The sequence below is a fragment of the Franconibacter sp. IITDAS19 genome (genome assembly GCF_023079515.1).
In the GTDB taxonomy this organism is placed as follows: domain Bacteria; phylum Pseudomonadota; class Gammaproteobacteria; order Enterobacterales; family Enterobacteriaceae; genus Franconibacter; species Franconibacter pulveris.
Map to the genome: position 1 here is coordinate 313,629 of NZ_JALJCP010000002.1, position 25,369 is coordinate 338,997.

The 25,369-nt window shown below is 59.5% G+C and carries 22 protein-coding genes; 10 read left to right on the forward strand and 12 right to left on the reverse strand.

Annotation, left to right across the window (positions count from 1 at the left end; all coding sequences use genetic code 11):
* Nucleotides 1–18 precede the first annotated feature (18 nt).
* Nucleotides 19–678, reverse strand: a complete 660-nt coding sequence (locus tag MT962_RS07350; protein ID WP_024557569.1) for a GntR family transcriptional regulator — start codon at nucleotides 676–678, stop codon at nucleotides 19–21.
* 727 nt (nucleotides 679–1,405) lie between these two features.
* On the opposite strand from MT962_RS07350, the gene MT962_RS07355 reads away from it, so the two are divergent.
* Nucleotides 1,406–2,743 carry a M20/M25/M40 family metallo-hydrolase gene (locus tag MT962_RS07355; protein ID WP_247365291.1) on the forward strand — a complete coding sequence of 446 codons (1,338 nt, stop codon included), beginning with the start codon at nucleotides 1,406–1,408 and terminating at the stop codon, nucleotides 2,741–2,743.
* Nucleotides 2,744–2,790: 47 nt separating this feature from the next.
* Here MT962_RS07355 and MT962_RS07360 read toward each other — a convergent pair whose 3' ends face one another.
* Both MT962_RS07360 and MT962_RS07365 read right to left on the reverse strand, forming a co-directional pair.
* Nucleotides 2,791–3,825 carry an NADP-dependent oxidoreductase gene (locus tag MT962_RS07360; RefSeq protein WP_024557567.1) on the reverse strand — a complete coding sequence of 345 codons (1,035 nt, stop codon included), beginning with the start codon at nucleotides 3,823–3,825 and terminating at the stop codon, nucleotides 2,791–2,793.
* Nucleotides 3,826–3,869: 44 nt separating this feature from the next.
* Entirely contained in the window at nucleotides 3,870–4,445 is a 576-nt protein-coding gene (locus MT962_RS07365; RefSeq protein ID WP_024557566.1) for a helix-turn-helix domain-containing protein, read from the reverse strand.
* Nucleotides 4,446–4,483: 38 nt separating this feature from the next.
* On the opposite strand from MT962_RS07365, the gene MT962_RS07370 reads away from it, so the two are divergent.
* Entirely contained in the window at nucleotides 4,484–5,002 is a 519-nt protein-coding gene (locus tag MT962_RS07370; protein WP_247365292.1) for a GNAT family N-acetyltransferase, read from the forward strand.
* Nucleotides 4,999–5,448, forward strand: coding sequence for a DMT family transporter (locus tag MT962_RS07375; RefSeq protein WP_024557564.1), 450 nt, complete (start codon nucleotides 4,999–5,001; stop codon nucleotides 5,446–5,448). The genes MT962_RS07370 and MT962_RS07375 overlap by 4 nt, the downstream gene beginning before the upstream one ends.
* Before the next feature lie 51 nt (nucleotides 5,449–5,499).
* Here the strand turns inward: MT962_RS07375 and MT962_RS07380 are convergent, their stop codons facing one another.
* From MT962_RS07380 to MT962_RS07400, 5 genes are all read right to left on the reverse strand, one after another.
* Complete coding sequence (locus tag MT962_RS07380; protein WP_024557563.1) at nucleotides 5,500–5,715, reverse strand: hypothetical protein; 216 nt, start codon at nucleotides 5,713–5,715, stop codon at nucleotides 5,500–5,502.
* Entirely contained in the window at nucleotides 5,681–6,223 is a 543-nt protein-coding gene (locus tag MT962_RS07385) for a hypothetical protein (protein ID WP_247365293.1), read from the reverse strand. The genes MT962_RS07380 and MT962_RS07385 overlap by 35 nt, the downstream gene beginning before the upstream one ends.
* A 184-nt stretch (nucleotides 6,224–6,407) precedes the next feature.
* The gene (locus MT962_RS07390; RefSeq protein ID WP_247365294.1) at nucleotides 6,408–7,283 is read right to left on the reverse strand and encodes an NAD(P)-dependent oxidoreductase; all 876 of its coding nucleotides are present in this window, start codon (nucleotides 7,281–7,283) and stop codon (nucleotides 6,408–6,410) included.
* Nucleotides 7,284–7,293: 10 nt separating this feature from the next.
* On the reverse strand, nucleotides 7,294–7,539 hold the full coding sequence (locus MT962_RS07395; RefSeq protein ID WP_024557561.1) for a DUF2526 family protein: 246 nt from the start codon (nucleotides 7,537–7,539) through the stop codon (nucleotides 7,294–7,296).
* Between the two features lie 45 nt (nucleotides 7,540–7,584).
* Complete coding sequence (locus MT962_RS07400) at nucleotides 7,585–9,183, reverse strand: ABC transporter substrate-binding protein (protein WP_024557560.1); 1,599 nt, start codon at nucleotides 9,181–9,183, stop codon at nucleotides 7,585–7,587.
* Nucleotides 9,184–9,509: 326 nt separating this feature from the next.
* Here MT962_RS07400 and MT962_RS07405 point away from each other — a divergent pair, with 326 nt between their 5' ends.
* From MT962_RS07405 to MT962_RS07420, 4 genes are all read left to right on the forward strand, one after another.
* The gene (locus tag MT962_RS07405) at nucleotides 9,510–10,889 is read left to right on the forward strand and encodes an SrfA family protein (protein ID WP_247365295.1); all 1,380 of its coding nucleotides are present in this window, start codon (nucleotides 9,510–9,512) and stop codon (nucleotides 10,887–10,889) included.
* Nucleotides 10,890–10,893: 4 nt separating this feature from the next.
* A complete protein-coding gene (locus tag MT962_RS07410; RefSeq protein ID WP_247365296.1) occupies nucleotides 10,894–13,881 on the forward strand; it encodes a virulence factor SrfB in 2,988 nt (995 codons plus the stop codon).
* Nucleotides 13,878–16,025, forward strand: coding sequence for a virulence factor SrfC family protein (locus MT962_RS07415; protein WP_247365298.1), 2,148 nt, complete (start codon nucleotides 13,878–13,880; stop codon nucleotides 16,023–16,025). The genes MT962_RS07410 and MT962_RS07415 overlap by 4 nt, the downstream gene beginning before the upstream one ends.
* 144 nt (nucleotides 16,026–16,169) lie before the next feature.
* Nucleotides 16,170–17,633: an aldehyde dehydrogenase gene (locus MT962_RS07420; protein ID WP_247365300.1), complete on the forward strand. Its 1,464-nt coding sequence runs from the start codon at nucleotides 16,170–16,172 to the stop codon at nucleotides 17,631–17,633.
* 159 nt (nucleotides 17,634–17,792) lie between these two features.
* Here the strand turns inward: MT962_RS07420 and MT962_RS07425 are convergent, their stop codons facing one another.
* Together MT962_RS07425 and MT962_RS07430 are read right to left on the reverse strand one after the other, a co-directional pair.
* Nucleotides 17,793–18,143, reverse strand: coding sequence for a DUF305 domain-containing protein (locus tag MT962_RS07425; RefSeq protein ID WP_048887572.1), 351 nt, complete (start codon nucleotides 18,141–18,143; stop codon nucleotides 17,793–17,795).
* 265 nt (nucleotides 18,144–18,408) lie between these two features.
* Nucleotides 18,409–19,185, reverse strand: coding sequence for an alpha/beta hydrolase (locus MT962_RS07430; RefSeq protein ID WP_024560030.1), 777 nt, complete (start codon nucleotides 19,183–19,185; stop codon nucleotides 18,409–18,411).
* 192 nt (nucleotides 19,186–19,377) lie between these two features.
* Between MT962_RS07430 and MT962_RS07435 the strand changes: the two genes are divergently transcribed.
* Nucleotides 19,378–19,917 (forward strand): anti-virulence regulator CigR family protein, encoded by a 540-nt coding sequence (locus MT962_RS07435; RefSeq protein WP_247365302.1) that lies wholly within the window; start codon nucleotides 19,378–19,380, stop codon nucleotides 19,915–19,917.
* A gap of 48 nt (nucleotides 19,918–19,965) precedes the next feature.
* On the opposite strand, the gene MT962_RS07440 is transcribed toward MT962_RS07435, so the two are convergent.
* Complete coding sequence (locus MT962_RS07440; protein WP_024560032.1) at nucleotides 19,966–21,036, reverse strand: sugar phosphate isomerase/epimerase; 1,071 nt, start codon at nucleotides 21,034–21,036, stop codon at nucleotides 19,966–19,968.
* Nucleotides 21,037–21,268: 232 nt separating this feature from the next.
* Here MT962_RS07440 and MT962_RS07445 point away from each other — a divergent pair, with 232 nt between their 5' ends.
* Together MT962_RS07445 and MT962_RS07450 are read left to right on the forward strand one after the other, a co-directional pair.
* Complete coding sequence (locus tag MT962_RS07445) at nucleotides 21,269–22,804, forward strand: methyl-accepting chemotaxis protein (RefSeq protein WP_024557551.1); 1,536 nt, start codon at nucleotides 21,269–21,271, stop codon at nucleotides 22,802–22,804.
* Between the two features lie 121 nt (nucleotides 22,805–22,925).
* A complete protein-coding gene (locus MT962_RS07450; RefSeq protein WP_029697717.1) occupies nucleotides 22,926–23,747 on the forward strand; it encodes a GNAT family N-acetyltransferase in 822 nt (273 codons plus the stop codon).
* Nucleotides 23,748–23,833: 86 nt separating this feature from the next.
* Here MT962_RS07450 and MT962_RS07455 read toward each other — a convergent pair whose 3' ends face one another.
* The gene (locus tag MT962_RS07455) at nucleotides 23,834–25,189 is read right to left on the reverse strand and encodes an esterase-like activity of phytase family protein (protein ID WP_024557549.1); all 1,356 of its coding nucleotides are present in this window, start codon (nucleotides 25,187–25,189) and stop codon (nucleotides 23,834–23,836) included.
* Between the last annotated feature and the right edge of the window lie 180 nt (nucleotides 25,190–25,369).

Here is a 25,369-nt window from a genome sequence, read left to right on the forward strand (position 1 = left end):
TTGGCTAACCGCGGAGCGTCAGGCGAAATACTGCTTTTTGAGAATATAGGTGGCGTCGTCGATAGCGTAATGGATGGCCTGGACGCTGCGCTCGGTATCGCCCTCCTCCAGCGCCGCCAGCAGGTCATCGTAGTCGTGATGCTTTTTCACATAGTCAGGCGACTGGGGGTAGAGAAAATTAAAGCAGGGGCCGATGCGCACCCAGAGTTGTTCTATCAGGTCCAGCAGCGTAGGCATCTCCGCGCAGGCGTAAAGCTGAAAACGAAACAGGTGGTTAGTATGCAGCGCCTCTTCCACGTTGCCCGCCAGTTTCGCGGCGTGAAAGCGCTGGTATATTTCCCGCAGCGATGCGAGCTGGCCGCGCGAAAGACGCGGAATGGCCGCTTCCACCGCCATACTTTCCAGGTTCTTGCGGATCTGGCTTATCTCTTCGTAACGCTCAAGGCTCATTTCCGGCACCAGAAACGCCTGCGCCGGCGTAGCGTTAAGCGCGCCGCAAGAGACCAGACGCAACAGCGCTTCGCGCACAGGCGTAATACTGGTGCCGAGCTGGTCGGCAATCTCTTTGGTCACCAGACGCGCTCCGGGACGCAAGCTGCCGACGATCAGCGCGTTTTTAAGTTTAACTTCAACCTGCATGGTGAGACTCATGCGTTGCGCTTTTTCCAGATCAAGCATGTTTATTTCCTATCTTCAATTTTTCTTAGTATTAGCAGGCTTAACCGTCTTATTTGCCATATAACAAGCACGATCTATCCTGGTGAGACATACTGCTGTAGCGACGCCAGATTGCATAGCATAACCTTTAAAAATAACGACTTGTCACAGAAGCAAGCCGCAAGTGCCGGGCGGTATATTCGCTTTTTTGACTTTACCGTTGCCGCCGGGTTTACTTATCCGCTGCTAATGTATGCTGTCGGCCCGTCATAACGCGTACTACGCTTCGCGCGCGATATGGCGTCTGGCGCGTCTCATTCTGTCGCCTTATTGCCATTTCGCACGAATTGCTGTCCGGCTTATGTCGTTACGCCAGTTTATGTAAGTAAAGTCGTTGTTACAGAATTTGCACGAAAACCATTAATCTCCGGCGTTTATCAGAAAAGACCTTATTTAAGGCGCAGCGAAAAACGGGAAACTTTCGCCGCGTTAGCGACGGCGAACGGCGGCTGTCTGATGCGAACAGGCGGTCTCAGAGGAAATGAAATTTGACCCTCCGTCCCGGTGGCAATACCTTTACACCCTTATGCGGCGCGCGTACGGAGGCGATTAAACAGACCACAGGAGTTGACCGGCACAGCATAACTGCCGTTTTACGCGGGCGTAGGTTAGCCCGCAGGCGTTGCTGATCGCGGCGATCAGCCCGTTTAAAAGTGAACCATTTTGTACTGAAATCGAGGATCCGTTTATGACCGGCCTGCCCCATCCTGCCCTTGACCTGACGCTTGAACTGCTGGAGAGCCTGACGCCGTGGCGCAGCGACGCGAGCGATCCCGCCCGCCAACGCGATCTGGCCGCCTGGCTTGAGCAATGGCTGGTGGATGAGGTGGAGGCGCGCGTCGTGTTGCCGGTTGCAGACCAGCCGCTCACCGCGCCGCCGCTGGTGCACGCCCGTATTGACGTGGGCGCAGCGGTAACCGTGGTGCTCTATAACCGTTACGACGTGGCGCCCGCCGCGCCCGAAGGCTGGGAGGTGGATCCTTTCCTGGGGGGCGTGCGTCACTTTCCGCAATGGGGCGACGTGTTTATCGCCCGCGGCGCGCAAAAGCATAAAGGGCCGCTGGCAGGCATGTTAATGACCGTGCGCGAACTCTGGCAAAACGGGTTGTTGCATGTGAACCTGGAGATTGTGCTGGAAGGCGAGCAGGCCTGCGGCAGCGCTACGCTGCGCCGTTATCTTGCGCAAGCTTCCTGCCCAATCCCGCCCGCCGAAGCGGTGCTTTTCCCTGCTTTTTGCGAGCAGGAAGGCGGCGTTCCACGGGTTTATCTCGGCTTTACCGGCATGACGCAGGGTGCCGTACGGGTTAAGGGTGGCGACTGGGGCGGCCCGCGCTCGGCGATTGACGCAAGCCACGCCGCCTGGGTCGCCAGCCCCGCCTGGCGGCTGGTCGAGGCGCTGAACGCCATCGTGCCAGCGCAGGCCAACGGCGTGCTGGAAACGCGTCCGCTGGATGTGGAAGCGGCTGAATGGCTCGATGAACTGGCGCAGCAGTGTAACCCGGAAGCGCAACTGGGCCAGAACGCTCGCCTCGCGCTGAATGCCAGCGCTTATGAAGCGCTGGCGCACCTGCTTGGCAGCGCGGTGCTCACGATAAGCGAACTGAAAACCGCCTCTGGCGGGCAGGACGTTATCGCGCCTGAAGCCTGCGCGGCGTTTACGCTGCGCACGCCGCCGGGCAGCGACCCGCAAGCCTTACTGGCGCGTTTGCGCGAACGGCTGATGCTGCCGGACCTCGTCGGCGCAGAGCTTCATTGCGGCGAGAGCTATCCGGGTATGCGCTTTAGCGCGGAGGAACCGGGAGTGATGGAGCTGCTGATGAGCTATCAACAGCAGCAGGCGCGGGCGCAGATCTGGCCCTGGTCGCCGGAATGCGCGCCAGCCAGCGCCTTCGCGCCTGTCGCTCCGGCGTTTGTGATGGGCGGTCTCGGCAGCGGCGGCAACGCCTGCGGCGTAAATGAATTTATTACGCTAAAAGGGCTGGCGCGTTTTCAGCGTTCGCTGCGCGACTGGCTGCTCTGTTTTTAACGGCGCCCGGGCGAGAAATAAAGGCGGCGGGAGCCGCCGCCTCCCGGTTACGCCTCTTCACCGTCAATACGGATAACCAGCTTGCCGAAGTTTTTCCCCTGCAGCAGGCCGATAAAAGCTTGCGGCGCGTTTTCAAGCCCCTCCACCACCTGCTCGCGGTAGTGAACTTTGCCCTCTTTCACCCATGGCTCCATGGCGTGGCGAAACTCTTCGATGCGATGGCCATAATCCTGATTAATAATAAAGCCCTGCATGCGGATGCGTTTTTTCAGGATGGTCCCCATCAACAGCGGCAGCCGGTCAGGGCCTGGCGGTAAATCCGTGGCGTTATAGCCCGACACCAGACCACAAACCGGGACGCGGGCTGCGGTGTTAAGCAGCGGCAGAACGGCGTCGAAGACTTTGCCGCCCACGTTTTCAAAATAAACGTCGATGCCGTTCGGACACGCCTGTTTCAGCTTCCCGGCAAAATCTTCGGCGCGGTGGTCGATACACTCGTCAAAGCCCAGGTTTTCCACCGCATGGCGACACTTCTCTTCGCCGCCCGCAACGCCCACCACCCGGCAGCCTTTCAGCTTGCCTATCTGTCCTACCGTGGCGCCCACCGGACCTGTTGCGGCGGCGACCACCAGCGTTTCACCCGGCTTCGGGTTGCCGATATCCAGCAGCCCCATGTAAGCGGTAAAGCCCGGCATGCCCAGCACGCCGAGATACCACGAGGGATTTTCCGGCTGCTTGCCAAGCGGCGTGAGCTCTTTGCCGCTGGCGATGCAGTAATCCTGCCAGCCGCCGTAGCCCACTACCCAGTCGCCTTCGGAAAAGTCGGGATGCAGCGATTTTTCTACCCGCCCGATAGTGCCGCCGACCATGACTTCGCCAATCTGCACCGGCGGGGAATAAGAAGGTTCGTCGCTCATGCGCCCGCGCATATACGGGTCGAGTGAAAGATAGACGTTGCGCAGCAGCACCTGTCCTTCGCCTGGCTCGGCAATCACATCCTCTTCAAGACGAAAGTTTTCCGCGACCGGCGCGCCGTGAGGACGGGAAGCCAGCACCCAGCGACGGTTTTGTTGTTGACTCATAATGCTCTCCTGATGACAAGACCTGTCCCAATAGTAGAACATCCTCAGGGTGCGGCGTTGTTAAGCCGCACAACAAGGTAAACACAGGGGCTGTCGCTCTCATTGATGAAGTGGCATTCGTTAGGCGGCCCCAGCTCAAGGCAATCCCCCGTCTGCATCTGATGGCGCGCCTCGCCCTCCACGAACACCAGTTCGCCTGACTGCACCCAGATAAGCTGGCGGGCGAAGGCGTAGGCGGACGCGGGCATCGGAATGTCGCTGCCTGCGGGCAATTCCACCTGCACCAGATCGAGCGGCAGGTCGGAGCGCGGCGAGACATGCCGGCGCAGGTAGTGGCTTTGCGGGTCCCGCCAGACGGGTTGATCGTTAAAGCGCAACAGCTTGCCTTCCTGCATTTCCGCCCGGGCAATCAGCGTTGACATGCTCAGCCCGAACGCGCCGGACAGGCGCCCCAGCAGCGTGGCGGTCGGGCTGCTGTCGCCGCGTTCGATTTTATGGATCATGGCGCGGGAAACCCCTGCCCGCTCGGCAAGCTCGCTTTGCGACCAGCCGCGCGTCTCGCGTTCCGTGCGAATGCGCTCACCAATCCGTTGACTTAATGTGTCGATGATATTATTCATAGCTGAACATTATAGTGTACGAACGCCGAGGTTCAACGATGATAATCCGCCGCGCCACTGCAGAAGACTGCGCCGCTATTGCCGATATTTTTAACTATGCGGTGGTGCATACCGCCGCTATCTGGAACGACACCACGGTCGACACGGAAAACCGTCTCGCCTGGTTTTATCAGCGCGGCAATGCCGGTTATCCGGTGCTGGTCGCGCAGGAAAACAACCTCGTGGTGGGCTACGCCTCGTTTGGCGACTGGCGCGCGTTTGATGGTTTTCGCCATACCGTAGAACATTCCGTCTATGTTCACCCTGAACACCACGGGAAAGGAATTGGCCGAGCGCTGATGGAACACCTTATCGTCGAGGCGCGACAAATTGGCAAACATGTGATGGTGGCGGGCATTGAATCGCAGAATGCCGCTTCCATCGCCCTGCACCATAAGCTCGGTTTTACCATTACCGCGCAGATGCCGCAGGTCGGCACTAAATTTGGCCGCTGGCTGGATCTCACGTTTATGCAACTGCAGCTCGATAACCGAAGCGAGCCGGACCTGTTGCCATGAACGCCTCCTTAACCCTGCTGTTCCTTACTGCCGCAGGTATCGGGCTGGTGGTGCAAAACACGATTATGGTGCGCATCACCCAGTCCGCATCGACCATTCTTATCGCCATGTTGCTGAACTCGCTGGTCGGCATCGTGTTGTTTACCACCATTTTGTTGTTCAGAAACGGGCTGGCCGGCTTTAGCGAGCTGGTTGCGACGGTGCGCTGGTGGACGCTGATCCCGGGGCTGCTGGGGTCATTTTTTGTGTTCGCCAGCATCAGCGGCTATCAGTACGTGGGGGCGGCCACCACTATCGCGGTGCTGGTCGCAAGCCAGCTGGTAGGCGGCCTGGTATTAGATATCGTACGCAGCCACGGCCTCTCTTTTCGCACGCTCGCAGGCCCAGTGGCCGGCGCGGTCTTGTTGGTTATCGGTGCCTGGCTGGTGGCGAGACGGCAGTTTTGATGCGGTGTGACTAAAAAATAAAGCCCATCCAGCATGGGCTTTACACTAACTTTATAACTTGCCGTTATTGGCCCGAAGATTAGCAGAACGCTTAACTTTCAGTTCAGAGCCTAAGTCAACGCGCCCATTTGCGACTTTCACTTCACCCGATTCGAGTTTGTTTTTTAACGCTTGCCCGGCTACTGCCTGAAGGCGTCTTCCCATTTCGAGTTTCAGACAGTCAGACGAAGCGCTATAAGGACTTATAACTTTTTGTTGTGACGACATAACTTCTTCCTCCTATTGCCGTATCGCTCCAGGCGCACCAGCCGTCAAACCTTTGAAATAACCTGCTACGAGGATGTCCATCCAGACCGAGCAAGGCGGAATAGAGTTCTGTTAAATCTGTTTTACGTTGATTTTCACAATCATTCGCTGCCGAAAAAACATAGGCTGCAGCGCAGGATACAGTGTAATGGTCAAAAATTATGCTTGCAACGTTAAACAAAACTCGCCCATCCATTACGCCGGTATGCTCAACGTGCTGATATCCGTATAGTTGTTGTGTAAGCGGATCTATCCTGTCAAAAATTACGGTCCATACCCCATTCACAGGGAAGAGGAAATCCGGGCAGGCATGATAAATATCTACCCCCTTCGTTAAAAGCTCGTGCATCGTCTTAATGTGCTCGAATCCAACCGCATAGGCTATTCCGGCGGTTTCAAAGAGTCGAAAAACAATGCCGTCGCCAAATGCTTCATTAAATGGATGCCGCCAGCTTATTGCGTTAACCACGTAACAGCCTCCCTGCCGCAGTGCCTTTTCATATTCTCTGGCCGAGGATACAGGTGGGCATAGATGGAGCAAGCGCTTATCGGTAGTGGAGGCAACTATTCAGAATAATAAAAGAGAAACAACGTGGAGGCTTAAAATCGAAAGGATAAGTAACCGCGCCCGGCCGCAAACCGGGCGCGCAAGATTACTGCTGTCCGCTGCGCCGTGCGCTGACGGTCGCCAGCGCCGCCCAGTCGAGCTTTTCGTCGCCGTGCGCCAGCGCATCAAGGTAGTTGTCGCGCAGCACGCCGGCGATGCCCATCGGCACGTTTTTGCTTTCCGCCGCCTGCTGGGCGAGACGCACATCTTTCAACCCAAGCTTCATGGTAAAGCCCGCCGGCGAGTAGCGGTCTTCGGCGATCATCGCGCCATAATTTTTGTACGCCGGCGCGGCGAACAGCGTGCTGGTAAGCATGCCGAGAAAATCGCCCTTGCCCACGTCATACGCTTCCACCAGCGCGGACGCTTCGCCCATCGCCTCGATGGCGCTCGCTATCATAAAGTTCGCCGCCAGTTTAACCGTCGCCGCCTGGGCAGGCCTGTCGCCGAAGCGCCAGGTTTTTTGCCCCAGTACGTCGAAGATCTCCTGCACGTTATCGAGCAGGGCTGCATCGCCTGCGGTCAAAATATTCAGGTTGCCCGCAGCCGCCACATCAACACGGCCCAGCACAGGCGCGGCGATATAAGAGACACCTTTTTCATGGGCGCGTCTTTCCATCTCTTCGGTGAACGCGACCGACACGGTCGCCATGTTGATCCAGATAGCGCCGCGCGCAAGGGCCGTCAGCGCGCCCTGCCCTAAAACAACCTGTTCGGTGGCGACATCATCGGCAAGGATAGTAATAAGCACGGTCGCAGACGCGATATCCGCCGGGCTTGCCGCAAGCGTCGCGCCCTGCTCCGCCAGCTTCTGCGCAGGTTCAGGCGATCGGTTCCACACCGTCACCTCATAACCGGCGTTCAAAAGATTGCTCGCCATCGGCTGGCCCATGCCGCCGAGGCCCAAAAAAGCAATATGCATGCTCCCTCCGTTAAATTATGCTGCCGCCTTTGGTCAACGCCGCCACCCGCTCCACCGCTTCGCGCTCGCGATCCTCTTTATGTTGACGGCCGTGGTGAGCAATGGCGTTACGCAGCCGCTGCTGCTGTTCGTAGCGTTCTTCGCGCCCGAGCGCCGTATCTTCGCTCAGGGCAACCAGCAATTCATTCATGTGGGCGATAACGCTCTCGCCAATCGCCGCGTCGACGCGGCTTTTTACTTCATCCAGATGGGACATGAGAACTCCTTAACCACGCCACGGCTTCGCGCCGCGGCGTGAACCTCAGTTAAGCTTCGCTTTCGAGAAATCGCTACCCATCAGGCTGACGCTGTAGCCGCTGACATTGTTGCGGGTAGCGAAGAAGGTTTTCCCGTTCGCCAACGGTATCCATGGCGCCTGCTGCCAGAAAATCTCCTGCGATTGTTGATAAAGCTTAGCGCGCGCAGCGGGGTCGCTCTCGCGTTTAGCCTGATCAATCAGCGAGGTGTATTTTTTGTCGCACCAGCGCGCCGCGTTGGAGCCGCTCTGAATGCTGTCGCAGCTCAGCAGGACGTCGGCGAAGTTATCCGGGTCGCCGTTGTCGGACATCCAGCCATACAGCGCGGAGGCGTGTTCGCCCTTGCGCAGGCCGGAGAGGTATTCGCCCCACTCATAGCTGACGATTTTCGCCTTCACGCCGACCTTCGCCCAGTCGTTCTGGATCATCTCGGCAATACGGCGCGAGTTAGGGTTATAAGGACGCTGCACCGGCATCGACCAGAGATCGGTTTCAAATCCCTTCTCCAGCCCCGCCTGCTTGAGCAGCGCCTTCGCTTTTTCCGGGTCATAGCCGTACTCTGGCAAATCTTTATTAAAACCCATCATGTTCGGCGGAATGGGCGATTTCGCCACGCTGCCGCTGCCCATAAACACGGCGTTGATTATCGCTTTCTTGTCTACCGCATAGTTCAGCGCCTGGCGCACCAGCACGTTATCGAACGGCTTTTTCTGCGTATTGAATGCGAGATAGCCGACGTTCAGCGCTTCCACGCTGTGCAGCGTCAGGTTTTTATCCGCGTTGATCTGCGCAAACTGCACCGGGCTCGGCGCCGGGATTATCTGGCACTCGTTGGTTTTGAGTTTGGCGAGGCGGGTCTCCACGCTCGGGGTAATAGAGAAAATCAGATGCTTGGTCGGCACGTCCCCATCCCAGTAGTCAGGGTTCGCGATGTAGCGGATCAGGGAGTCGACCTTGTACTGCTGAAGCGCGTAAGGACCGGTGCCGATGGGCCAGTTATCCACGTTCTCCGGCGTGCCCTTTTTCATCATCGCGTCGGCATATTCGGCTGAAAGAATCGAGGCGAAATCCATGCCCCAGTCAGCCAGGAATGCCGCGTTCGGCTCGCTCAGGGTGAACTGCACGTGGTAATCGTCGAGCTTTTTCACGTCGGTGATGAGTTTATCGAGCCCGACGTCGTTGAAATACTCGTAGTTGCCCTGCGACACGTTGTGATACGGATGCTTCGGATCTTTCTGGCGCATCACGGAGAAAATCACGTCGTCCGCATTAAAGTCGCGCGTTGGCTTAAAGTATTTATTGCTGTTGAACTTCACTCCCTGGCGCAGGGTGAAGGTCCAGACTTTGCCGTCATCGCTCACTTTCCATTCGGTCGCGAGCGAAGGCACCGGAGTGTTGGTCTTCGGGTCAAATGTCACCAGGCGGTTATAGAGCACCTGCGAACTCGCCACGAAAGTCGGGCCAGAGCTGGCTATCTGCGGGTTGAAGGATTCCGGCGAGGCTTCGGAGCAGTAGATAATCGTGTCGCTGGAGGCCGCCTGCGCGGCGGTCGGCAGCAGCGCCGCCCCGAGCAGCAGCCCGAGCAGCGTCTTAGTGGTCGTCATCTTTGCCATAAAAACACCAATTATTATTAAGGTAAATATTATGAATGGTAATCACAACACACGCTTATGCCACTGGCAAATAACAAAAAACTGGCTGGTTATGCATTTTTAGCCGTTTTCGCTCAATACGCCGCCAGATCCAGCCTGAAACTTCGCAACTCGCCATTATCCTCTTTGCCGCCAGGCGGTTGCGCCACAAGTCAAGAAAATTCCTAAGGTTCAATAGCCCGAGAATTCGCCCCTTTTCGCTTTTCTTTTTCCGTTTGCTTGCGCTTGTCCCTGGTAAAGTGGAGCGGTGAAAAAAGTTTTTCTGCAGAGAGTGTGACGTGGCAAAAATTCTATTGCGCAGCGGTTTTCTGGATGACTTCCAGGGCGTTGGCGAAAACGGCCAGGCGGTGTTTGACTCCGCGCTGCAAATCCGTGAAACCCTGCGCCTTCGCAAACAGCCGCTGGAGGCGTGTCTCGCCATCCCGCAGCTTAACGATGACGGCGACCGGGTAGACTGGTATGCGCCGGTGACAGGCGAGGTGATGAGCTGGGCGGCGGCAAACGAAGAGGAGCGCCGTCGCGCCCGGCGCTTGCTGGAGAGCGCTGTCGCCAGCGCCCGCGCGCTGAGCCAACGCTGCCTGCAATCGGAAAAGACCGCGCAGCAGTTATTCGGCGCGCTGCTCGCCAAAGCCTTGCAGTTTCCAGCCGCGAACCACATTTACCTGGTCGACGGCAAGCCGGTCATTACCTTCTGGGGCTTTGTGAACCTTAACCAGAGCGTGCGCGACGATGTGCTCGACTGCCTGGCGGAAGAAGAACGCGAGCCGGAAATCGTGATGCTGCCAGAGGAACCGGAAGAGGAGCCGGAACCGGCCCGCATTGTATTAAGCGAGCCGGACGCGCCGCTGCTGGCTGTCGCCCCTGCGCCCGTAGCGCCGCAACCCGCTCCCGCTGCGCCCTTTATCGCGGAACCTGTCGCCGTTGAGCCCGCGCCAGTGGCCGCTGCCGCCCCTGCGCCTGCGCCTGCCCGTCAACGCCGCACGTTGTGGCTGCTGCCGCTTGCCGCCGCCGTGGCGCTGGCCATCGGCGCGCCTGCTGGCTGGAAACTGCTGCATACCGATAGCGCCGTGAAACCTGCGGTGTCCGTCGCCGATATCAAAGCCGTGGAGATCGCGCCTGCGCCGGTGCAAACCGCAGATGCGCCAGCGCCCGTAAAAGCGGCGCAAACGCCGGCGCCGGTTCAGCCGCAGCCCACCGCGGCGCTGCCGCTTGCGCAAGCGCAAATCACGCCCCCTGAGGAAGCGGCAAAGCCTGAGGCCGCGCCCGCCGAACCGCAGAAAGCGCTGATGGTAATGGACCCAGGCCAGGTGAAAGCCGGTTCAACCCGTTTTCTGAATGGCGTATGGCGCGTTACCGTCGACGTGAACGATCCGGTGACTGGCAAACCGCCCGCCCTGCGCTATGAACTTAACGATAATAAAGGCACGGTGCGCATTACCCGCGGCGGCGTAAGCTGTCGCGCCGAGCTTTACGCCGGGCTGCACCAGTCCGGCACGCTGATGATCAAAAGCCGGGGCAACGCCCGCTGCAGCGACGGCACCCGCTATCCGGTGCCGGAAGTGGCCTGTAAAGCAGGCGAGCGGGATGTAGCCCAGTGCACGGGCCGTTACGATGAGAAGACCGTGCTGCCCCTGACGTTTAAGAAAGTGAGCGCCTGATCCTATGCTGGCAAACCTGTGTGATTACAAACAGAGCGTCACCCTGATTGAAAACAGCGGTGTGCAGTTTTTAGATTTTGGCGTAACGCCTGTGGATGCGCCGCACGGCGGACGCTTCGTACGTAAAACCGCCAACGGCCCACTGCTGCGCCTGGATTACGACAGCGCGGGCGGCAAATTTACGCTGCCCTCGCCAAACGGCGGTCAGCCTGAAGTGGTGCGCCCGGAAAGCACCCTGGCGCTTAGCCAGTCGCTGGCGGCGCTGGACGGCGTCTGGCTGCCGCTGCCGGTGCTGCGCTTCAACCCGCCGCGCACCTTCGTGCAGGGGCCGGATAACTGGGCGCGAATGCAGGTCCGTCGCCTCGAAACGCCCGACAGCGCAGGCCATACGCACCGCGTGACGCTGGCATTCGATACGCAAATCCAGAGTGACGAAAGCCAACAGGGACAGCTTGCGCCGGTGGCAAACGACGTGCGCAACGGCACCCGCTTCGCCCTCGCCTGGCGCGATGACGAAGTGGCCGACTTTCTTGACCAGACGTGGGTTGACGGCTGGCTGCGCGAAACCTTTACCCAGTACGCCACCTTGCACGAAGCGCGCAGCGAAGAGGCGCTGACCCGCGCCATGAAAGGCTTTGAGTATCAGGGCCACTGGCTGAACCTGCTGACCATGCTCGGCGAGCAGATAAGCGTGCCGGAGCTGAAAATCGTTACCGCCACCCTGAATGCCCCCGCCGTGCCGGTGGATTTAATTCTGGACGTTGGCAACACGCACACCTGCGGCGTCATTATCGAAGATCATGGCGAAGCGAACGACGGCCTGCGCCAGACGATGGAGTTGCAGGTACGCTCGCTCAGCGAACCGCAATTCCTTAACGAGCCGATGTTCACCAGCCGCCTGTCGTTTGCCGAAGCGCGTTTTGGCAAACAGCACTTCTCCGTGGAAAGCGGCCGCGACGACGCCTTTACCTGGCCCTCTATCGTGCGCGTGGGCGACGAAGCGCGAAAACTGGCGATGCAGCGCCTCGGCACCGACGGCAGCAGCGGCATCTCCAGCCCGCGCCGCTATCTGTGGGATGAAACCCCCGCCTCGCAGGCCTGGCGCTTTAACCTGCTGACGCCAAAAACCCAGCGCGAGCCCCTCGCCACGGCGTTTCCGCTGATGAACCTGATGAACGACGAAGGCCAGCCGCTGTGGGAGCTGCCGGCGGACGAGCGCTTGCCGGTCTTCTCGCCGCAGTACAGCCGCAGTTCGCTGATGACCCATATGCTCTGCGAGCTGCTCTCTCAGGCGTTGTGCCAGATTAACAGCGTGGCGAGCCGCCTGCGCATGGGTAACGCCCATTCGCCGCGCCAGCTGCGCACGCTTATCCTCACCCTCCCCTCGGCGATGCCGAAACAGGAGCGCGAGATATTCCGCCGCCGCATGCAGGAGGCGATTGCGCTGGTCTGGAAAGCGCTCGGCTGGCATCCGCAGGATGACGATTTCACCTCCCCGAAAGGCCAGCAGAAGAGCCTTGTGCCCGCGCCGCTGGTGCAGATGGACTGGGACGAGGCGAGCTGCGGCCAGCTGGTCTGGCTCTACAACGAGGCGATGGTGCGCTTCAACGGCCAGACCGAGCGCTTTTTCGCAAGCTTCGCCCGCCCGGACCGCGAAACCCCGCCCGGCGAACAGCCGGGCCGCCAGCTTCGCGTCGCCTCGATAGACATCGGCGGCGGCACTACCGACATGGCGATTACCGACTACCGGCTTGACGACGGCGTAGGCAGCAACGTCAAAATCGCGCCCGAGCTGCTGTTTCGTGAAGGGTTTAAAGTGGCGGGCGACGACCTGCTGCTGGACATCATTCAGCGCTGCGTGCTGCCCGCCCTGCAGGAGAGCCTGCAAAAGGCGGGTGCGCCGGATGCGGTGACGCTGATGTCCACCCTGTTCGGCGATTCCGGCCGTATGGATACGCAGGCGATTCTGCGCCAGCAAACCGCGTTGCAACTACTGATGCCGGTGGGCCACGCCATTTTGCAGGCCTGGCAGGAGAGCGATGTTAACGATCCGCTCGCGGGGCTACACGCCACGCTCGGCGAGTTGCTGACCCGCAAGCCGACCACCAACGTGCTGAACTATCTGCACCAGGCCATCGGCCACGCGTTGCCTAGCGACGCCGCGGCGTTCACGGTGCTGGACGTGCCCCTGCAGATCCGCTTCAGCGAGCTGCAGGAGGCGATGCTGGGCGGCAAATTCAGCCTCTGCGCGCCGCTGCATGCGCTTTGCGAAGCTATCACCCACTATGCCTGCGACGTCTTACTGGTCACTGGCCGCCCGGGCTGCCTGCCGGGCGTGCAGGCGCTTGTCCGCCACCTTCAGCCGGTGCCGGTCAACCGTATTGTCTGGCTGGATAATTACGAAGTGCACGAATGGTATCCGTTCAGCCAGCATGGCCGCGTGGGCAACCCGAAAGCCACCGCCGCCGTCGGCGCGATGCTCTGTGCGCTGGCGCTCGATTTACGCCTGCCGCGCTTTAACTTCAAGGCGGCGGATATCGGCGCCTATTCCACCGTGCGCTACCTGGGCGTGCTCGACAGCGTGGCGAACCTGCTTAGCGACGAAAATGTCTGGTACCGCGAGATAGACCTGGATAACCCCGGCGAGAAGCTCGACGCCCGCCTGCACTTCCCGCTGCGCGGCAACGTCACGCTCGGCTTCCGCCAGCTCGACAATGTGCGCTGGCCCGCTACGCCTCTCTATACCCTGTCGGTGAACGCGCCGGAGCTGGCGAAAGCGATAGCTGGCGACGGCGTGCTTAACGTTCGCCTGCAGCTTGCGGGCGGCGGTAAAAACCGCGCGCCGGAAGCCTTCAGCCTGGCGGAAGCCTGGCTTTCCGACGGCACGCGGGTACCTACCGAACAGCTTACTTTCAAACTCAATACGCTGGCTGACCGCCGCAGCAGCGGCAGCCACTACTGGATAGACAGCGGGAGCGTTTATTTAAAATGAGTCGCCAGAACCTCACTTCACGCACCCTGAGCGCCCTGACCGACTGGGTTGAGCGCACCCGCGAGCACGCGCCGCTGCTGGATGACGAAGCCGATGCTCTGCTGGCACGGCTGCAGCAGCTTGAGAGCAAGGCCAGCGCCATTTCGAACCTCAGCGATGCGCCGCGCACGCTGGGGCTTTACGGCTATTGCGGCGCGGGCAAAGCGTTTTTACTCTCAACGCTTGCCAGCAGCCAGCCGGAGCGGCTGAACGTCGCGCCCGGCGGCAAACATCTTGATTACCTTACGCATATCAACCCGGGCAACAGCGCCACGGCGATGGCGGTCCGCTTTACCCGCGATGAGGGCGACTTGCCGGATCGTTTTGCGCTGCGGTTGCGCCTGTTAAGCGAAAGCGAACTGGTGCAGATTTTTATTGCTCACTACTACGCCAACGGCGCGGTGCGCACGCTGACGGACGCCCAGATTCAACAGCGTCTGGCCCCGCTGCGGGCGCTTTGCCAGCCGCAGGCGCACCCGGTCGTGCACGCTGATGATGTCGCCGCCCTGGCTGACTTCTGGCGCGAGACAACGCCGAAGCGCCAGCAGAGCCTGACAGAAGCGAGCTGGCATCAGCTGGCGACGCTGCTCCCGGCGCTCACGCTTAACGAACGCGTGCGCGTTTACGCCCTGCTGTGGGGGGAAAATCAGGAGCTGACCCAGCAGTGGCTGGCCCTGGCGCAAGCGCTGGAGCTGCTTGGCAACGCGCCAGAGGTCGCCGCGCCGCTGAGTCTGCTGGTGGATGCGTTCTCCCTGCCTGCGGAAGGATTTTTACTGCCTGGCGGCGCCGCAGATGAGCGCGTACAGGTCTGCCCGCTTGAGACAAACGGCCAACAGCCTGCGCTAAGCGTACCGGTCGCCACGCTCGCCCTGCTGACCCGCGAACTGGTCTTGCCGCTGGTGGACGCCACGCAGCCGCACGATACCGACCTGCTTGATATTCCTGGCGCCCAGCCTGACCACAGCCTTGCGTCCTGCAAAACGCGGTGGCTGCTTACCTGCTACCGTCAGCGCCAGCAGCCGGACGTGCTGCTGGTGTGCAACGCCGCCCCTGAGCGCGCCGCGATTATTCCCGCCGCCCGCGCGCTTCGTCGCTGGGTGGACGACACGCAGCCGCAAACGCAGACGCAGCCGAATCTGGTCTGGGCGATAACGCCTTTCGACGCCCGTTTCCAGGGCGGTCAGCATCTGGATGAAGGCGTGCAGCGGCTGCTCGGCAAACCCGGTGCTCGCTGGGGCGCGTTACAGGCGCTGGATGCCCGCAACGTGCAGCGCCTCGTCGAGTGGCTTGGCGCAGCGCTTGACGATGAGAACCGCCAGGCACGCCATGCGGCGCTGGAAACGGCGCTAACGGCCTCTGCGCAGGCGCTGTTTCAGCGTTATCTCGGGACAGAAAGCGGCGAGGAAGCCCGCAGCCGCGCGGAGCAGGAAGTGCGCGCGCTGCAGCGCCAGGCTTCGCGCCACGGCGATGTGCTGGAAGCGCTGCTGCCTGCCGGGCGTGTGCAAAGCGCTGATGACGATACGCCGCCCGGTATTATCGAAACCACGCAGGCGATTTTTAGCGAGAGCATCGATCTTTTTGGTGATGAAACCGCGAGCGCCCCGGCGCCTGAGCGCCAGATGAGTAAAAGCGAGCAAAACCCGCACCGCCGCTGGGTTAATCATGTGCGCCACTGGGCGCAGCAGCCGGATAACGCGGCGGCGCTGGGTCTGGAGCCGACAACCTTGCGCTGGCTTGGCGAAACGCTGGCTGTTGCCAGCTACCGGCTGAAGCTTGACGAGCAGCTCGATGCGCTGGCAAATGATGAAGCGCAGCGCCACGCCGCGCTGGCGAATTTCATAAGCTGGCTTGGCTACGCTGAAACGCCGCTGGCGCAGCGCCCCGCAAGCCGCATCAATAAAGGCGCGCCGATTTTCGCCCCGGTCGCCAGCAGCCGACAGCGCCTGACACGCCTCGCGGACCAGCCGGTGCACGCCGCCACGCGCTACGTTTACGACTGGCTGGTGGCGCTCTATACGCTTGCCTGCGACAACGTCGGCTATCGCCATCCGCTGGACGTCAACGACCGCGATCGTCAGGCGCTCGCGGACCTCTTCGCGAAGTAAAAACCGCGGGCCGGTTCGCGAAACGTGAGCCGGCCGCAACCTCGTTAAAATAGCGTGCGATATCCGCCCCGCCGCTGGTTTTTCCGCTTCCTACCTTTACACTCTCAGCACTGCTTTACATTTCCATAACAACTGAGGTGTCTGATGGCTGCTGCTCCTTTAACTCCCGCCCTGCTTATTAACGGCGAACGCCGCGCCGCCGCGGACGGACGCACGTTTACCCGGTTGAATCCGTTGGATGAACAAACGGCGACCCTGGCGCCAGCCGCCGCGCCGGAGGATGCGCTGGCGGCAGCGGACGCGGCCGCGCAGGCGTTTGTGCGCTGGCGTGACACCGGTCCGGGCGTTCGCCGGGCGCTGCTGCTGAAGGCGGCTGAGCGGCTTGAAGCGCAGGAGTCGCAGTTCGTCGCCGCTATGGCGGCGGAAACCGGGGCGTCGGCGCAGTGGGCGGGGTTCAACGTACATCTTGCCGCAGGCCTGCTGCGCGAAGCGGCGGCGCTCACTACGCAAATTACAGGCGAAGTGATCCCTTCCGACGTGCCGGGCAGCCTCGCCATGGCGGTGCGCCAGCCGGCGGGCGTGGTTTTTGGCATGGCGCCCTGGAACGCGCCGATTATTCTCGGCGTGCGCGCCATCGCCACGCCGCTCGCCTGTGGCAACACCGTTATCCTTAAAGGCAGCGAACTCTCCCCGGCGACGCACGGACTCATTATCGAGGCGCTGCATGAAGCGGGCTTTCCGCCCGGCGTGGTCAATTTCATTACCAGCGCGCCGGAAGAGGCGGCGGCGGTAACGGAGGCCGTTATCGCTCACCCGGCCGTGCGGCGCGTCAACTTCACCGGCTCGACGCGGGTCGGCCGGATCATCGCTGAAACCTGCGCCCGCCACCTCAAGCCGGTGGTGCTGGAACTCGGCGGCAAAGCGCCGTTGTTGGTGCTGGACGACGCCGATATCACGCTCGCTGTTAACTGCGCCGCTTTTGGCGCGTTCGCGAACTCCGGGCAGATCTGCATGTCCACCGAGCGTATTGTGGTGGATGCCCGCATAGCCGACGCGTTTGCAGCACAGTTTGCGGCAAAAGCGGCCTCACTGCCCTGCGGCGACCCGCGCAACGGGCCAGCCGTCCTTGGCTCAGTGGTGGACAGGCAGACGGTATCGCGCTGCAACGCGCTGATAGACGATGCGCTGGCGAAAGGCGCGGTGCTGCTGGCTGGCGGCAAAGCGGAAACGACGCTGATGCCCGCGACGGTGCTGGATAACGTCACGTCGGCTATGCGCATTTACCATGAAGAGTCGTTCGGACCGGTAAAAGCCATCGTTCGCGTTCGCGATGAAGAAGAAGCGATAGGCGTGGCTAACGACAGCGAGTTTGGCCTTTCCAGCGCCGTCTTTAGCCAGGATACCGCGCGCGCCTGGCGGGTGGCGCAGCGACTGCAAAGCGGCATTTGTCATATTAACGGGCCAACGGTGCATGACGAAGCGCAGATGCCTTTTGGCGGCGTAAAAGATTCCGGCTATGGACATTTTGGCGGCCTCGCGGGGGTGCGTGAGTTCACCGAATTGCGCTGGATAACGATGCAAACCGCGCCGTGCCCTTTGCCCTTCTGACGCATTCCCGAAGCTGGCGGTTATATCCCACCTCATCACGTTCCCGGTGCGCCGCCACACGTCTCCTGAAAGGACGCGCGGCGGCCACCGGGAAGCGAAGCGGTTCACAAAAGCCGCGCCAGCACAGGTAGCCGTCTGTAAGTAAAAAAGCCGGGACTGTTATTTTGTCAGCCAGGTTTCGAGATGTTCTATCTCCGCTTTCTGCGCTTTGATAATATCCTGCGCCATTTTTTTCATTTCCGGGTCTTTACCGTATTTGAGTTCCGTCTCGGCCATGGCTATCGCGCCTTTATGGTGCTCTAACATCGACCTGGCAAACATTTTATCCGCATCGGATTCCTTCATCGCGTTCATCATGTCGCTATGCATCTTTTGCATTGCCGCCATATTTTCTTTTGCGGCAGCTGACATATTCATGTCATGCGTCATGGGTGAGTTCGGATGCTGAGCCATTACGGCGGCTGGCATGGCCAGTAATAATAAGGTCAGAATGAGTTGCGGCTTTTTCATGTGCATCACCTCGGGATAAGTGGCTGCTCTTTAACGTTTCCTGGGCCGATTTATCAACCTGATTACGGTTGCCTGAAAAACAGCGTCGGCGCATTACCGGGACCCTGTCAAAAAGGTTTACTGTCAGGTCTCGCTTAGCCTGAATCTGCCATAAACAACGTTCCTGTTATGCTCTCTTTCTCTGCGGGAGCGGCATTTTAATAATGTAGTTGATAACTTCGCTTGCCCGCATAGTGTGCCGCTCGCAAGCGATAGTCGTCCTGCGCTACGGCTGACAAAACCCCTGTAGCGCTTTTGCCAGCGCCGACGGGTTTTCCCATGACATCGAGTGCCCGGCTGCTGGAATGACCGCAGTCGACACGCCCGCGGCGGCAAGCGAGGAAAAATCATCATCAGGCAGCGACCGTTCGCCAAAGATGAGCTGTTTCGGCTTATTGAGCGACAGAAAGGCCTGATACCAGTCAACGCTGCTGCCCTTCACTAACGCGGTTGCGCCTCGCCACATCGCCCACGGCGCGTTGCTGAGCAGGCTTCCGGCCCAGGCGGCCTCTTCCTCTTCGGGCAGACGCGGATATTGCTCAATCATGCGCGGGTATTCTTCATGCATGAACTGCTCTTCACTGTAAGCCGCGATAATGCGGCTGAACTGCCCGCCGCCCGTGTGGAAATTCGGCTCGGAAACCGCCAGCCCCAGCAGGCGCTCTCCCGCCTGTTGCGCAGCCTCAATGGCGATGCTGCCGCCCATGCTGTGACCATACAGCCAGAAGGCGCTCAGGTTCAGCGTCTGCGCCAGCTCCATCACCACCTGTGCCTGGTCGCTGGTGCCGTACGCGTAATGGCGCGGCTTTTCGCTGTAGCCGCTGCCAGGCAAATCAATCAGCACAGCGCGCCGTCCGCCGAAAGCCGGGTCAATGACCACGCGCGGATAGTCATAAGATGAAGCGCAGCCCAGGCCGTGCACCATCAGCAACGGCTCGCCGTCGCCCGGGAAATCGTGATAACGAACAAAACAGCCAGCATGACGTGAATAAAAGGTTTTCATCTGTGCGCTCCTCGCTCTAAATACTGATTATATATACAGCTTTTACTGGCATAAGGCCAGCGCGGGCCTTGTTTTTGCGCGGTATCTCCAGAAAACGCAGCGGCGTAAAGAAATCCAGATTAAAGGAAATGGCATCATGCTGCCGTTGTGCTGAAATAGGCTCGAATACCCCAGAAAAGTAAGGATCACCTTATGAAAGCAAGAAAACTGGTTTCAGTAGCAGCACTGCTGGCAGGCTGCATGGCGATGGCTTCCGCTCCGGCGCTGGCAAACCCGGGTAATGGAAATGGCAACGGCGGTGGGCACGGCAACAGCGGCAACCATGGCAACAGCGGAAACCACGGTAACAGCGGAAACCACGGCAATAGCGGTAACCACGGTAATGACAACGACAACGACAACGGCAAAAGCGGAAAAGAAGCCGCTTCCCATGGCAAAAACTATGGCAAGCCGGATCACGTTGACGCAGATATCAGCCCTTCCCGCGCGCGCCAGCTGGCGGTGAATTATGGGCTGACGGGCTATGAGTCATTACCGCCGGGCATCGCTAAAAACCTGGCGCGCGGCAAGCCGTTACCGCCAGGCATTGCGAAAAAAGCGGTGCCAGCCGACATGCTGCGCGATCTGCCTTATTACCCGGGTTACGAGTGGCGAATGGTGGGCGACGACCTGGTGCTGATTGCGCTCAGCACCGCCGTGGTGACGGCCATTATTAACGGCGTATTCGATTAATTTCTTGCTTATGGACCGGGCGGGAAGCGCCTGCCGCGCCCGCCCTTTTTATTTGTCACTTTTATTGTCCAGCCCCAGTAATGCCCGCGCCGCTTCGCGCTCATGCTTCTGCACGGCAAAGTCGTCAAAATTGTGCTTTGAAACGCGAATAATATGTTCGCTGATAAATTTCGCGCCTTCGCGGGCGCCCGTTTCGCCCTCTTTCAGGCAGCATTCCCACTCAAGCGTCGCCCAACCCGGGTAGTCGTACTGCGCAAGCTTGCTGAAGATCCCTTTGAAATTGACGTGTCCATCCCCCAATGAGCGAAAACGTCCCGGCCGTTGCGGCCAGTTCTGGTAACCGCCATAGACGCCGCTCTGGGCAGAGGGATTAAACTCCGCATCTTTAACGTGAAAAGCGCGAATACGCGAGTGCCAGCTATCGATAAAGCCAAGGTAATCCATATGCTGCAACAGCATGTGGCTTGGGTCGTAAAGAATGTTGCAGCGTGGGTGATGGTTCACCAGCTCAAGAAAGCGGCCAAAGGTCACCCCATCGTGCAGGTCTTCACCCGGATGCAGTTCAAAGCAGAGATCGACGCCCGCCTCGTCAAAGCTATCAAGGATGGGCCGCCAGCGCGCCGCCAGCTCGGCGAACGCCTCTTCAAACATTACTTCATTGTGCGGCGGCCAGGGATAAAAGAAGGGCCAGGCGAGCGATCCGGAAAAGGTAGCGTGCGCTTTTAACCCAAGGTTTTGCGAGGCTTTGGCCGCTTTCTTCAGCACGCTGACCGCCCATTGCTGGCGCGCATGGCTGTCCAGCCGCAGCGAAGAAGGGGCAAAGCCGGTAAACGCGCGCTCATAGGCCGGGTGGACCGCCACCAGTTGTCCCTGCAAATGCGTGGAAAGCTCGCTTATCTGCACGCCCAGATTGCGTAACGTTTCGCGAACCTGCGCGCAATAGTCCACGCTTTCCGCCGCCTTGTTCAAATCGAAGATATGCGGCAGATGGGTGGGCAACTGCACCGCTTTATAGCCCAACCCCGCCGCCCAGGCGGCCATGCTCTCCAGCGCGTTAAAGGGCGGCCGTTCGCTAATGAACTGGGAGAGAAAAATTGAGGGTCCCTGCAGCGTTTTCATCTTCCTGCCTCCTGTTGCGCTATGCGTGAGGCTTAAGAATAGCCTGGCGTCACGCGGCAGGCTGAAGGGCAACCTATAAATTTCGTTAACCTGTTGTTTTGCTGACGCTGTGGCATTTTACAACGTATTTGTTGTTTTAAATTAAATTCATTGCCGTTTATGCCGATAACGCTCTTAACGCCAGCACGGCGCTGGCGGCGTTTCCGTGTACTCTCCCCGGTAAGGACCTTACATGTCAGTCAGACGTTTTTCGTTTATTGTGTTTAGCGCGTTAATCATTATTTTTCTTGCCAGTACCCTATCCAACCTTCATTCACTTATTCGCAGCAACCAGTCGCTCGACAGCGTGAACAAAGAGATTCGGGTAGTGCTTTCCGTCATCGACCCAATCAACCACAGCCGCACGCTGCGCGTGCGCGCTATGGAAGCAATGCGTAGCCAGGCGGTGGGCGAGTCGCAACAGGCCCGGCAATCTTTAGAAAGTGCACGGGAGGTTTTGGGTAAAGCCGACGGCGCTTTTAACAAATATCTCTCTGCGCCTAAGCAAGCTGGCGAAGCGACGCTCGTAGAGAGTTATCGCCGCAACTGGCAGACTTACCGCGATCAGGGGCTGCGTCCGCTGCTGGACGCGGTGGCGCGCAACGACAACACGAGCTACGTTCAGCTGGTGACCAACACGTTGCCGCAGCTGGACCGCCAGTTTGAGGTTTCCCTCGACCAGCTTCTGGCGTTCCGTGAAGATTATGCCCATAAGCAGAATGAAGACGTGCAGGCGAGCTTCGTTACCGGCCTGATGCTGATAGGCTTCTTCTCGCTGTTGTTCCTCGGGCTGATCGCCGTGATTTTTGCCTTGCTGAAGCGCCGCGTGCTGAAGCCGCTGGATGCCGCCCGCGCCCACTGCCTCGAAATGGCGGCAGGCGATCTGCATACCCCGGTGCTCTCGAAGACCAAAGATGAAATCGGCGAAATGCTGCGCGCACTGGAAAACATGCGCCTGTCGCTGACGCAGATAATCGGCCAGGTGCGCGAATCGAGCCAGACCGTGGCGTTCGCCTCCGAAGAGATTGCGGCGGGCAACACCGATCTTTCCGCACGCACCGAGGAGCAGGCCGCTTCCCTTGGCGAAACGGCGGCCAGCATGGAGCAGTTAACCGCAACCGTGAAGCAGACCTCAAGCAACGCCCACGAAGCGAACAGCCTCGCCGGCACCATGCGCAACGCAGCGCAGGAAGGTAACGCCATTGTCGAAGAGGTTATCTCCTCAATGGGCAAAATCGAATCCAGCGCCGGTAAGATTGAAAACATCATCGGCATTATCGAAGACATCGCCTTCCAGACCAACATTCTGGCGCTTAACGCCGCGGTGGAAGCGGCGCGCGCGGGCGAGCAGGGTCGCGGTTTCGCCGTTGTGGCAAGCGAAGTGCGCAACCTTGCCCAGCGCTCGTCGGTCGCGGCGAAGGAGATTAAAGAGCTTATCGAGCTGTCGGGCGAACAGGTAAACCAGGGCAGCACGCTGGTAAGCCGCGCTGGCGAGAGCATGAAAGGCATCATTAATTCCATTAAGCATGTTTCAGAGCTGATGTCGGAAATTGCCCTTTCTACCAGCGAGCAGAGCCGCGGTATTGAGCAGATTAACCTGGCGGTAGCGCAGATGGATTCGGTCACGCAGCAAAACGCCGCGCTGGTGGAAGAAGCTTCCGCCGCCGCGCATTCCCTTAAGGAGCAGTCGCAACTGCTGAACACGTCGGTCGCGGTGTTTAAGCTTTAACAACCCAGGCGGACAGGCTTGGCCTGTCCGCACCTCCCCACCTGATTTCAGGGGCTTACCTCGCCTTTCCTCACGTTGTTGCCATGCTATGATGCCCTTTCCCGCCGCGAAAGGAGCCACCATGACCCTTCAGAAATTGCGCGTTTCTGACGCCACCCATTTCAACAGCCATGAGCTTGCGACGATCCTCAACCGCTGCTTTGAAGGCTATCTTGTCCCGTTTACGCTGGAGGGCGAGATGTTCGCCTCGCGCTTCGCCGCTGAATCGCTTTCGCTTGCCGATAGCCGCATCTGGTTTGAGGGCGAAACGCCCATTGCGCTGGCGCTGATTACGCGTCGCGGCTGGCGCTCCCGCCTGGCAGTGTTCGCTATTCGTCCGCAATGGCGCGGCAACGGCTACGGCAAGGCGATGATGCAGAGCCTGCTTGCTGAGGCGCGCGTGCGCGGCGATAGCGAGATGATTGTCGAGGTTATCAAGGGCAACGACCCGGCGCAGCGGCTTTATGAAAGCGTGGGCTTTATCAGGGAATATCGTCTGCGGTCTTTCACAAGCGTTGGCGCGGCTGAACAAACGGCAAGCCTTACGCTACAGCCGTTCGACCCGGAAAGGGTCGCCGGAATGATAATGGGGGAGCCGCACGCCCTGCCCTGGCTTATTCATCCGCTGACCGCGCTGGCGCTACCCGGCGTAGGCGTGGCGCTGGAGGATAACGCGTTCGCCATTGTGAATACGCTTTTCAAAGAGCCGCAGCTGCGGGCATTGTATGTTACGCCTGAGGCGCGGGGTCAGGGCTATGCTTCGCGCCTGCTGGCGCAGCTTGCCGCCGCTTTTCCCGGCATTATCGCCCCCTGCGCGGTGCCGGACGAGCTCAGCGGCCTGTTTGAGCGCAACGGCTGGCGCGAGCAAAATATCCAGCAGTATCAGCTGCGCCAGAACTTGTAGCCTGCGTTGTCATCGGCTGGAACTGGCGGGTGGCGCTGCGCTACCCGCCCTCTAGCGCCGGGCTTAAGCCGGTTGAGAAAATACGATCACAACGGCTTATCGAGCTTAATCACCCACAGATCGTTTTCTGATTGCGGTTTTTCCAGCGGTTTGATGCCGATGCGGGTGGCCACGCTTTTGCCGTCGAGCGTCAGGTGGCCTTTACCGTCAACCTGGTAATCATCGGCGTCCTGCTTTTCGCCTTGCGGTTTTTCAAGCGTAGCCTGCAGGCCGAAGTCGTTGTCATTAATCACCGCGATGGTGTGCTTATCGACAATCGTCAACCCTTCCGCCTTTTCCTGCTGCCAGCCGAGCTTGCGCAAATCCACCAGCAGCGATTTACTCGCAAGCGTAATGCCGCGCGCGTTGAGCCTGCTGGCGTCGTTAAACTCCGGCGGCTGTTCTTTATCGAAGCGGCTGAGGTCAGTCGCGTCGCGTAAATCCACGACGTAAACCAGATTGCGCATGGCGTTGTTTTTATCGCCGCCCTGCTCAATCAACAGCAAACGGTGGTTATCCAGCGCCACGATATCGCCGATTTTGGCATCTTTCGCTTTTTTGTAGCGGTCGATATCAATCGGATAACCGTACATCGCCGTTTTACCGCTCGCCGGGTCGAAGCTCACCAGCCGGGTAAAACGCGCGCTGTTTTTGGTTTTATCGTCGATATCCAGCGTGCTCTGCACCGCCGCGATGATGCGGCCATCGGGCATACGCGTCAGCCCCTCGAAACCGCGGTTGGGCTGGCGCCATTTGACGATGTTCGGCAGGCCGCCCGCAACGGCCTGTTCACCCTGTTCCGCCTGCGGCCCATGCTTTTCAAGGATCTTGCCGTTAGCGTCGACGTGAATGATAAACGGCCCATATTCGTCGCACAGCCAGTAGCCGCCCTTGCCATCCGGGGTAATGCCCTCGGTATCAAGACCCCGGCGGTCGCCTGGCAGCGGTTGCAGCGCGTCGTTAAGCGCAAGCTCGTTAGTGGCGCCAATCAGCCCTTCCGGCAGCGGCAGACCCGTGATATTCCCTTGCGCGTCGTGCAGCGGTTTTGCCGCTACCGCCTCTGCTTTATCGCCGCTCACGCGCAGAGTCATCAACTGCGGCGCGTAACCGGGGCTTGCGAAAATTTTTGATTCACGCTTACCGGCTTTCGGCGAATCGGCGTTCGGGCCGCGGTCGGTGACGGTCGCGAAAACCAGCGTGTCGCCCTCTTTACGCAGAAACTGCAGGCCAGAGCCGACGCCAACAGGCAGCCCATCCGGGAAAGCGCTGGCGTAGTCGCCCTGGTAAGCCACGCGATCGCCCTGTGGGAAAGTGACAACGTAACGATGCACGTCCGGCTCGGCGGCCCTGGCGGTTATCGAAAAAAGTGAAGCAAGCAGGAGAGCAAGAGGTTTATTTTTCATCAGCATAGCGTCCATTTTAAAGATGCCCCTGTTATAAAGAGCCGCTGTGACAGATTAATGACAACGGGCCTGCCGATGCCGCCTGTGCGGCCCTGCATGGCCTCGCATACGCTAAGGGTGAGGTTAAGGATGAATGCGTATTTAAAGGTATGTTGTAACTAATTAAAGGTGGCCTGCCGG

Coding starts and splice junctions, on each gene's coding strand:
- MT962_RS07350 (WP_024557569.1), bottom strand. CDS start 678: ATGCTTGATCTGGAAAAAGCGCAACGCATGAGTCTCACCATGCAGGTT.
- MT962_RS07355 (WP_247365291.1), top strand. CDS start 1,406: ATGACCGGCCTGCCCCATCCTGCCCTTGACCTGACGCTTGAACTGCTG.
- MT962_RS07360 (WP_024557567.1), bottom strand. CDS start 3,825: ATGAGTCAACAACAAAACCGTCGCTGGGTGCTGGCTTCCCGTCCTCAC.
- MT962_RS07365 (WP_024557566.1), bottom strand. CDS start 4,445: ATGAATAATATCATCGACACATTAAGTCAACGGATTGGTGAGCGCATT.
- MT962_RS07370 (WP_247365292.1), top strand. CDS start 4,484: ATGATAATCCGCCGCGCCACTGCAGAAGACTGCGCCGCTATTGCCGAT.
- MT962_RS07375 (WP_024557564.1), top strand. CDS start 4,999: ATGAACGCCTCCTTAACCCTGCTGTTCCTTACTGCCGCAGGTATCGGG.
- MT962_RS07380 (WP_024557563.1), bottom strand. CDS start 5,715: ATGTCGTCACAACAAAAAGTTATAAGTCCTTATAGCGCTTCGTCTGAC.
- MT962_RS07390 (WP_247365294.1), bottom strand. CDS start 7,283: ATGCATATTGCTTTTTTGGGCCTCGGCGGCATGGGCCAGCCGATGGCG.
- MT962_RS07395 (WP_024557561.1), bottom strand. CDS start 7,539: ATGTCCCATCTGGATGAAGTAAAAAGCCGCGTCGACGCGGCGATTGGC.
- MT962_RS07400 (WP_024557560.1), bottom strand. CDS start 9,183: ATGACGACCACTAAGACGCTGCTCGGGCTGCTGCTCGGGGCGGCGCTG.
- MT962_RS07410 (WP_247365296.1), top strand. CDS start 10,894: ATGCTGGCAAACCTGTGTGATTACAAACAGAGCGTCACCCTGATTGAA.
- MT962_RS07415 (WP_247365298.1), top strand. CDS start 13,878: ATGAGTCGCCAGAACCTCACTTCACGCACCCTGAGCGCCCTGACCGAC.
- MT962_RS07420 (WP_247365300.1), top strand. CDS start 16,170: ATGGCTGCTGCTCCTTTAACTCCCGCCCTGCTTATTAACGGCGAACGC.
- MT962_RS07425 (WP_048887572.1), bottom strand. CDS start 18,143: ATGAAAAAGCCGCAACTCATTCTGACCTTATTATTACTGGCCATGCCA.
- MT962_RS07430 (WP_024560030.1), bottom strand. CDS start 19,185: ATGAAAACCTTTTATTCACGTCATGCTGGCTGTTTTGTTCGTTATCAC.
- MT962_RS07435 (WP_247365302.1), top strand. CDS start 19,378: ATGAAAGCAAGAAAACTGGTTTCAGTAGCAGCACTGCTGGCAGGCTGC.
- MT962_RS07440 (WP_024560032.1), bottom strand. CDS start 21,036: ATGAAAACGCTGCAGGGACCCTCAATTTTTCTCTCCCAGTTCATTAGC.
- MT962_RS07445 (WP_024557551.1), top strand. CDS start 21,269: ATGTCAGTCAGACGTTTTTCGTTTATTGTGTTTAGCGCGTTAATCATT.
- MT962_RS07450 (WP_029697717.1), top strand. CDS start 22,926: ATGACCCTTCAGAAATTGCGCGTTTCTGACGCCACCCATTTCAACAGC.
- MT962_RS07455 (WP_024557549.1), bottom strand. CDS start 25,189: ATGAAAAATAAACCTCTTGCTCTCCTGCTTGCTTCACTTTTTTCGATA.